Annotated in this window: 7 protein-coding genes, 1 tRNA gene and 1 pseudogene; 1 reads left to right on the plus strand and 8 read right to left on the minus strand. The window is 45.5% G+C overall.

Annotated features, from left to right (window positions below; genetic code table 11):
* The 8 genes from Q0257_RS06650 to Q0257_RS06685 all read right to left on the minus strand — a co-directional run.
* Positions 1–620, minus strand: a 620-nt coding sequence (locus Q0257_RS06650) for a thiamine pyrophosphate-binding protein (RefSeq protein ID WP_298023169.1), incomplete at its 3' end; no start/stop codon positions are given.
* Positions 617–1,717 carry a CDP-glucose 4,6-dehydratase gene (rfbG, locus tag Q0257_RS06655; RefSeq protein WP_298023172.1) on the minus strand — a complete coding sequence of 367 codons (1,101 nt, stop codon included), beginning with the start codon at positions 1,715–1,717 and terminating at the stop codon, positions 617–619. The genes rfbG and Q0257_RS06650, both read right to left, overlap by 4 nt.
* A gap of 3 nt (positions 1,718–1,720) precedes the next feature.
* A complete protein-coding gene (rfbF, locus tag Q0257_RS06660; protein WP_297943521.1) occupies positions 1,721–2,494 on the minus strand; it encodes a glucose-1-phosphate cytidylyltransferase in 774 nt (257 codons plus the stop codon).
* Between the two features lie 239 nt (positions 2,495–2,733).
* Positions 2,734–3,255 (minus strand): translation initiation factor IF-3, encoded by a 522-nt coding sequence (infC, locus tag Q0257_RS06665; RefSeq protein WP_005871062.1) that lies wholly within the window; start codon positions 3,253–3,255, stop codon positions 2,734–2,736.
* Positions 3,252–5,075, minus strand: a complete 1,824-nt coding sequence (thrS, locus tag Q0257_RS06670; protein ID WP_298023175.1) for a threonine--tRNA ligase — start codon at positions 5,073–5,075, stop codon at positions 3,252–3,254. Before thrS ends, infC begins: the two co-directional genes overlap by 4 nt.
* Positions 5,076–5,177: 102 nt before the next feature.
* Positions 5,178–6,383, minus strand: coding sequence for a multidrug effflux MFS transporter (locus Q0257_RS06675; protein WP_298023178.1), 1,206 nt, complete (start codon positions 6,381–6,383; stop codon positions 5,178–5,180).
* Positions 6,361–7,104: a spore coat protein gene (locus tag Q0257_RS06680; RefSeq protein WP_298023181.1), complete on the minus strand. Its 744-nt coding sequence runs from the start codon at positions 7,102–7,104 to the stop codon at positions 6,361–6,363. The genes Q0257_RS06675 and Q0257_RS06680 overlap by 23 nt, the downstream gene beginning before the upstream one ends.
* A gap of 260 nt (positions 7,105–7,364) precedes the next feature.
* A tRNA-Glu gene (locus Q0257_RS06685) sits at positions 7,365–7,439 on the minus strand.
* Between the two features lie 77 nt (positions 7,440–7,516).
* On the opposite strand from Q0257_RS06685, the pseudogene Q0257_RS06690 reads away from it, so the two are divergent.
* A pseudogene (locus tag Q0257_RS06690) lies at positions 7,517–7,764 on the plus strand (hypothetical protein); the annotation flags it as partial.

Genomic DNA, 7,764 nt, shown 5'->3' on the forward strand with positions numbered 1-7,764 from the left:
TTTAACGCATCTAGAACCTGCGGGATTTTTGTGTCGAATTTTGGCTCTTCTGGAATTTTAAATTCTACCAAATCTGCTTCGTCCACCATTGCGCCTTGTATATCTAGCGGCAGATCCAGCCATACGGGTCCGGGTCTGCCGTGCTTAGCCTCATAAATAGCTTTTTGCAGATGAAATTTTATGCTATTTTTATCCGTTATCATTACGGCGTATTTTGTGATAGGCCTTACGATGTCAACGATATTAACCTCTTGATCGCCGAGCTGACGTAAATTTAACTCGGGTTGCGAAGCAATGGTCGTTTGAAATTTAACCTGCCCCGATATGATCATCGTAGGGATCGAATCCACCCAAGCACCGTAAACGCCGGTAATCGCGTTTGTCCCGCCAGGGCCTGTGGTAACATACGCGATACCGATCTTATTTGAGACGCGCGCATATCCCTCTGCGGCTATCGCGCAAGCCTGTTCGTGATGGTTACAGACATACTCTAAATTTTCATTTTTGCCAAGCGAATCTATCAGGTGCATATTGCCGCCACCCGAGACCATAAATACGGTCTTTGCAGTATCTTCGTGTTCGGCTATAAATTTTGCTATAAAATCGCTAACTTTTATCATCGCATCATCTCTTTTACGTAGTCGTTTAAATTTTGTTCGGTATCGATTGTGCCGTTTTCGTAGAAATTTTTATACCATTTTACAGTTTTTTCAAATGCCGTTTCGCTATCCCAAACGGGCTTCCAGCCAAGCAGCGCATGCGCTTTAGAGCAATCAAGCTTCAATAAATTTGCCTCATGCGGCTGGTCCGTGTCGGAGCCGATTTTAAATTCTATCTTATCCCAATATCGCTTGGCGCTCTTTAGTACATCAAGCACCCTAATCGCGCCATCATCGCTAGGACCGAAATTCCACGCGCTGCCGAATTCCTTTCGCCCTTCAAGCAACTTTTGCCCCACGAGCAAATATCCACTAAGCGGTTCTAACACATGCTGCCAAGGACGCGTCGCATTCGGATTGCGGATCATTACCGCTTCATTTTTAGCTGCCGCGCGCATTACGTCGCAGATCAATCTGTCTTGCGCCCAGTCTCCGCCGCCTATGACATTACCTGCGCGACACGTAGCAAGCAGCGTTTGATGCTTTACGCCATAGTCTTTTTCGTTAAAAAACGAATTTCGATATGAACTAGCCAGAAGATCCGCGCAGCCTTTCGACGAACTATATGGATCATATCCGCCCATAGGATCGTTCTCGCGATAACCCCAAACCCACTCTTTATTTTCGTAAGCCTTGTCGCTGGTGATATTTACGATCGCGCGAACGCCTGCTTTTCTGCAGGCTTCAAAGACTTTTAATGTGCCGACAACATTGGTTTCGTAGGTTGTTATCGGATCGGCATAAGATGGACGTACGAGCGCCTGAGCGGCAAAGTGAAATACAATGTCGGGTTTATAAGTCGTAAATGCTTCGTCTAATTTGACAAAATCTCGTATGTCGCCCATTATCTGGACGATATTTAAATTTAAAAGTCCTATATGATTTGGCTCTGTAGGCGCCAGAAGCGAATACCCTATCACTTTCGCGCCCAAGCGCTGCAGCCATAGACTAAGCCATGAGCCCTTAAAGCCGGTATGTCCGGTAAGCAAAACTGTTTTGCCCTTATAAATTCCGGAGTATAAATTTTGCATTTCTTGTGTCGTTATTGCGTTGTTCATCCGCTACCACTTTTTCCATGGAGCGCTACCACTATCCCATAGTTTTTCTAATACTTGCTTATCACGCAAGGCATCCATCGGTTTCCAGAAACCACAGTGCTTGAAAGCACAAAGCTCGCCGTCTTTAGCCAAATTTGAAAGCGGAGCTTGCTCGAATACCGTAGCATCACCATCAGTAATATAATCAAAAACCTTAGGCTCGCATACGAAAAAACCTGCGTTTATCCAATTTCCGTCACCTTTAGGTTTTTCAAAAAAAGATGTAATTAAGCTTGAATTATTAATATCTAAAGCACCGAATCTACCTTCTGGCTGAACTGCAGTCATAGTAGCAGCCTTGCCATGTAATTTATGAAATTTTACTAACTCGTCTATATTCACATCACTAACACCATCACCGTAAGTAAGCATGAAACTCTCATCTCCTACATATTCCTGAGCTCGTTTTATCCTACCGCCAGTCATTGTATCTAGCCCAGTGTCAATCAGAGTAACCTTCCAATCTTCGCTTAATGTTTTATGAATTTTCATATTATTACTTTTTATATCAATCGTTACATCACTTCTATGCAAGAAGTAGTTTGCGAAATACTCTTTTATATAATAACCTTTATAACCAAGAAGCACCACAAATTCATTAAAGCCGTAGTGGCTATAAATTTTCATAATATGCCATAATATCGGTCTGCCACCAATCTCAACCATTGGCTTAGGTCTGATGCTGGTTTCTTCGGCAAGCCTAGTGCCAAAGCCGCCAGCTAAAATTAAAACCTTCATATATTCATTTCCTTTTTACTCCCATATACAAGAGGTTGCAAGAGAGAGAGAGAGAGAGTTTATTTGCTTTTTATTTTATCAAAATAAAACTTAGATAAAAATAACGGCTAAATAATTTTAAACTTTCTCGCTCTTATTTTAATGCAATTATTCTCTAATTAAGAGCACACTTAAATCAATAGAATTTTAAAATTTCACCATTTTATCGCTGCGATTTTTATAGTATAGCTAAATTTACGCTACGCCTTTTTCGGCGTGATCAGCATATTTACGTAGCGACCCTCCAGCGCGGGCGCTTTATCGCGATCGGCCACTTCTGCGAAAAATTCGTCCCAAATTTTATTGAGCAAATTTACGCCGATTTCCGGGCTTGACATCTCGCGCCCTTTTAAAAATACGCGAAGCTTGACGTGCTTGCCGCTACTAAGGAATTCTTTCGCGTGTTTTACTTTGTAATTAATGTCGTTTTGAGCGATTTTGGCGGACAGCTTGATCTCTTTGACCTCGATGATTTTTTGCTTTTTTTTCGCCTCTTTGAGCTTTTTTTCCTGCTGATAGCGAAATTTGCTGTAGTTCATGACCTTGCAAACGGGCGGCTTTGCATCGGGCGCTATCAAAACCAGATCCACACCCTCTCGCTCGGCGATTTGCAGCGCCTGCGCCTTTGAAATTATGCCGTAAACCTCGCCGTTGTCGCCTATGCACCTGACTTCGCTAGCCGGAATGTCCTCGTTTAGAAAAACCTCTTTTTCTCTGCTCAAAAATTCACCTCGTTTAATTTAGCTTTTACGAAATTTAAAAACTCATCCAGCCCTAAATTTCGCTGTTCGCGCGCCCTGCGATCGCGCAGAGCCACGCTGCGAGCCGAAACTTCATTATCGCCTAGGACGATGATGAGCGGCACCTTCTGCTTTTCAGCCGTTCTGATTCGTTTATTTAGCGTTTCGTTTTTATCTAAAATTTCGCCGTCAATGCCTGCCTCGCGCAACAAATTTAAAATTTCTTTCGCATAGCTTGCGTGCGCTTCACCGATCGGCACGATCGATACCTGCGTAGGACAGATCCAAAACGGAAGCTCGCCCGCGGTGTGCTCGAGCAAAATCCCCACGAAGCGCTCGAAGCTTCCCAAAATCGCGCGATGCAGCATCACAGGCTGCTTTTTTTCATTATTTTCGTCGATGTAGCCAAGCTCAAAGCGCGCAGGCAGGTTAAAATCGACCTGAACCGTACCGCACTGCCATTTTCGACCGAGCGCGTCGGTGATTTTAATGTCGATCTTAGGCCCGTAGAATGCGCCGCCGCCCTCGTCTAAGCCGTATTTTAAGCCCTTTTCGTCAAGCGCATCTTTTAAGGCCTTCGTCGCGATATCCCAAACCTCGTCGTCGCCGACTGCCTTTTGCGGTTTGGTCGAAATCTCAAGCTCGTATTCAAATCCGAAAGCCTTCATCAAGAGTTCAACGAAATCTAAAATTTCATAGACGTTTTCTTTGATCTGGCTCGGCATCACAAATAGATGTGCGTCGTCCTGCGTAAACTCGCGCACGCGGAAAAGCCCGTGCAAGACGCCGCTTTTTTCGTGGCGGTGCACGACGCCGTACTCGCAAAATTTAAGCGGCAGATCGCGATATGAGCGGATCTCGCTTTGATAAACCTTGATGTGACCGACGCAGTTCATCGGCTTGATGCCGTATTCTTGCTCCTCGATCGTCGTAAAATACATATTTTCTTTGTAGTTGCTGTAATGCCCGCTGATCTTCCACGCGTCGGATTTTAAAATTTCAGGGCCGCGCACCGGCTCGTAGCCGCGCTTGCGAAGCTGCCTATAAAGGCGCTCCTCGAGCTTTATACGCATCCTCGTGCCGGCAGGAAGCCAGATCGGAAGTCCCGCGCCGATCTGCTCGTCGAAGGTGAAAAATTTCATCTCGGCTCCGAGCTTTCGGTGATCGCGCTTCTTAGCTTCTTCAAGCATCGTAAGATGTTTTTTAAGGCTATCTTTATCGGCAAATACGACGCCATAGATGCGAGTTAGCATCTCGCGCTTTTCATCGCCGCCGAGATACGCTCCCGCGATGCGCGTAAGGGCGAAATTTTTCAAAAATTTCGTATTTTGCACATGCGGGCCGCGGCAGATGTCCTCAAACTCGCCCTGCGTGTATAAGCTAACCGGGCCGTCCGGGATGCGCTTTAAAACCTCCTGCTTAAGATCGTCGTTTGCATATTTTTTCGCGACCGCCTCTTTTGTGGAGGCTATCTTTTTAATCTCTAAATTTGCCTCGGCGAGCGCACGCATCTTTTTTTCGATCGTCTTTAGATCCTCTTCGCCGAGCTTCTCGCCGCTATCTTTGCTGACGCGGATGTCGTAGTAAAACCCATCCTCGATCGCGGGTCCCACGAAAAATTTAGCGCTCGGATAAAGCTCGCGCACCGCCTGCGCCAAAAGGTGCGCACAGGAGTGGCGCAGAATTTTAAGCGCGTCCTCGGAGTTATCGAAATATATCGGCTGCGCCTCGCTTGTGTGCTCGCCGATACTTTGAGTATCGTAAATTTCACCGTTAAGTTTATATGCGATAATATCGCTCATTGGCTTGTTTCCTTTTTTACCGAATTGTCTTTCTTACACTGAAAGAACGAGAGCTAATTTTAGCTAATCAATCCTTAACGATAAATTTAAAAAATATTAAAATTAAAATTTTTGATTCTTTTCTCGCAATAAAAAATACACGGCGTTTGCGCAAAGAGCACAAATCACCATCACACTTGCGAGCAAAAACGGCTTATTCGCTCCCACTGCACCCACGATAAACGAAATAGCCCCGGCAATAGCAAACTGCACAGTCCCCAGTACCGCCGAAGCTGCGCCAGAGTTGCCGTCCTTATATAGCGCCATCGCAAGCGTCGTGGCGTTAGGCGCAACAAAGCCAAGAGACGAAAGTAATACGAAAAGCGAAGCCTCAAAGCAGATAAAAGGAAGGTCAAGCATAGCGCATGCGAGCAGAATCAGGCTCATCACGAGCATCGCTATTAGACCGAAATTTAATAAAGCGGCGGGTTCGCGATTTTGCACGAGTTTGGCATTTAGTGCCGAAACAAGGGTCATTCCAAGAGCGTTGATGCCAAATATTACGCCAAAGGCATGCTCGCCCAGCCCATAATAGCCCAAAAATATGAAGCTAGAGCCCGTGATATAAGCAAAAAGCGCGCTCATCGCAACTGCAAATCCTAGCGTATAGCGCATAAATTCCTTATTTCGCAAGATTATGCCGTATTCGCCAAGCACGCCTTTTACGCTAAGTGTAGCAGTCCTGTCTATCTGAGCGCTCTCGTCGAGTCCGAAAAATATAAATGCAAAAAGCAAAATTCCAAGCGCAAACAAAATCGCAAAAATCGCTTGCCATGAGAAAAAATCTAGCACAAATCCACCTAGAGTTGGTGCTAGCATCGGCGCTAGCGAGCCTACGACCATCATCAGCGCAAACATCGCCGCAGCCTCGTGCAGTTCGAATTTATCATTAATTACGGCTCGCGCAAGTACCACTCCAGCGCACCCACCCAAAGCTTGCAAAAATCTAAAAAATATAAACGCGTAAACACTATCAAAGCTCACGCAAGCAAGCGACGCACATATGAAAAGCAAAATGCCCGCGTATAGCGGCTTTTTACGGCCAAATTTATCGCTTAGCGGCCCATAAACGAGCTGTCCTAGCGCAAAAGCGATGAAAAAACTCGCAACCGATAGCTGAGTGTAAAACTCGCTCGTAGCAAAGCTTGCCTTTACCTTTTCCAGCGCGGGCAGATACATATCGGTAGACAAGGGCGCCAGAGCGGACATATAGGCGAGTATAATCACCAGCTTAAATTTAGCGAATTTAATTTGTTTTTCTTTGACCATCGTTTTCCTCAATTATTTTTAGGCAGAGCTCAAACGTGCGCACGAGCGCGTTTAGATCTTTAAATTTTTGCGGCAAGAGCCTGGCGATAAAATATATCGGACGCAGCGCAAGTACCGTAGCCCACGCACTTTGCACTACATCCTGCTCGCCGCTTGAGGCGTAGGCGTGGATGCCTGCGCGCACAAAACCTTCGCTCAGACCTTCGCGACAAAGATCATAGACAAACAGCAAAAAATCTCGCATTTTGGCTTTTTGCAGATCATCGCGCTCGCCGCGATTTTCAAAATCTATAAATTTCATCTCGCCGTTTTTTACTAAAACGTCGCGCAGTGCGGGTCTGCCGTGTATGAAGCCACTCGAATGCAGCTGTGCTAACGCCGCAGCGTAGCCCTGAATGAGCGCCACGCAAGCCGCCTCATCCGAGCTTTTTAGCACCTCGTCCACCGGCGTGCCGCCGTCTTTGAGTACGAAAAAGCTCTCGTCTCGCAGCACCAGCTGCGGCACAGGCGCGCCAGCTGCGTACAGGCTCTCGCATTTTAGCGCTTCGTAATCGAAAGAGGCTTTCGGATTTGCTTTGAATATTTTCGTAAGCAATCCGCCGCGGATGCGCAGCTCCGGCTGCTTGAGCCAGTATTTCTCGCCCTCGAAACTAAAGCTCGTGACGCGCTCGCCAGGATGATTTTTTAGAATTTCATTTACGTATTCTTTAAAATTTTGCATTCAATAAATTTAGCGAATTTTTTTTAGAAAGAGCTAAATTTGCGAGTTTTATTTCATAGAGTTTCATCTGTCCGCATAAAATTTATTACGTAAATTCAGCGGGGCTAAATTTTAAAACTATCAAGTAGAATTTATTGAAGTCTTGGAATTTTGTAGCACAGGAAGCAGCAAAAGTGCATAATTTTGAAATTTAGAAGTTAGATAAAATTTTAGAATTTTATAAAGCTAAGATTTGCGTCAAAAAATTTTTAAGCTAGAAGTGGCGACCCCTACGAGATTCGAACTCGTTTTACCGCCGTGAAAGGGCGATGTCCTAACCGTTAGACGAAGGGGCCACTTAATCTGGTATTAAGATTAAAGGCGGTATTCTACTCAAGACGCACTTAAACCCAACTTAAATTAAGGATTATTTATGAAATGCTCTTTTCTGACGCCGCTTGCACTTTCGCTTCTGCTCGCAGGCTGCGCTACCACTGCACTCAAGCCCGCTTCTACGCAAGCTGTAAATTTCACCGTCGTTTCACCGCTTACCCGCACCAGCGACGCGGGCTTTATGCGTAAATTTAAAAATCAAACCGAGGTTCAAATTTACGCAAGCGGCATCAGCGTGCTGAGCCTGGTTTTAAAAGGCGATAAAATTTGCATGAACGGCGCGTGCGA

The sequence above is a fragment of the uncultured Campylobacter sp. genome (assembly GCF_938018035.1).
Lineage (GTDB): Bacteria > Campylobacterota > Campylobacteria > Campylobacterales > Campylobacteraceae > Campylobacter_B.

Bases quoted from the DNA above. Each gene is read 5' to 3' on its own strand.
- Q0257_RS06680 (WP_298023181.1), bottom strand. From the start codon at position 7,104: ATGCAAAATTTTAAAGAATACGTAAATGAAATTCTAAAAAATCATCCT.
- Q0257_RS06675 (WP_298023178.1), bottom strand. From the start codon at position 6,383: ATGGTCAAAGAAAAACAAATTAAATTCGCTAAATTTAAGCTGGTGATT.
- rfbG (WP_298023172.1), bottom strand. From the start codon at position 1,717: ATGAACAACGCAATAACGACACAAGAAATGCAAAATTTATACTCCGGA.
- thrS (WP_298023175.1), bottom strand. From the start codon at position 5,075: ATGAGCGATATTATCGCATATAAACTTAACGGTGAAATTTACGATACT.
- rfbF (WP_297943521.1), bottom strand. From the start codon at position 2,494: ATGAAGGTTTTAATTTTAGCTGGCGGCTTTGGCACTAGGCTTGCCGAA.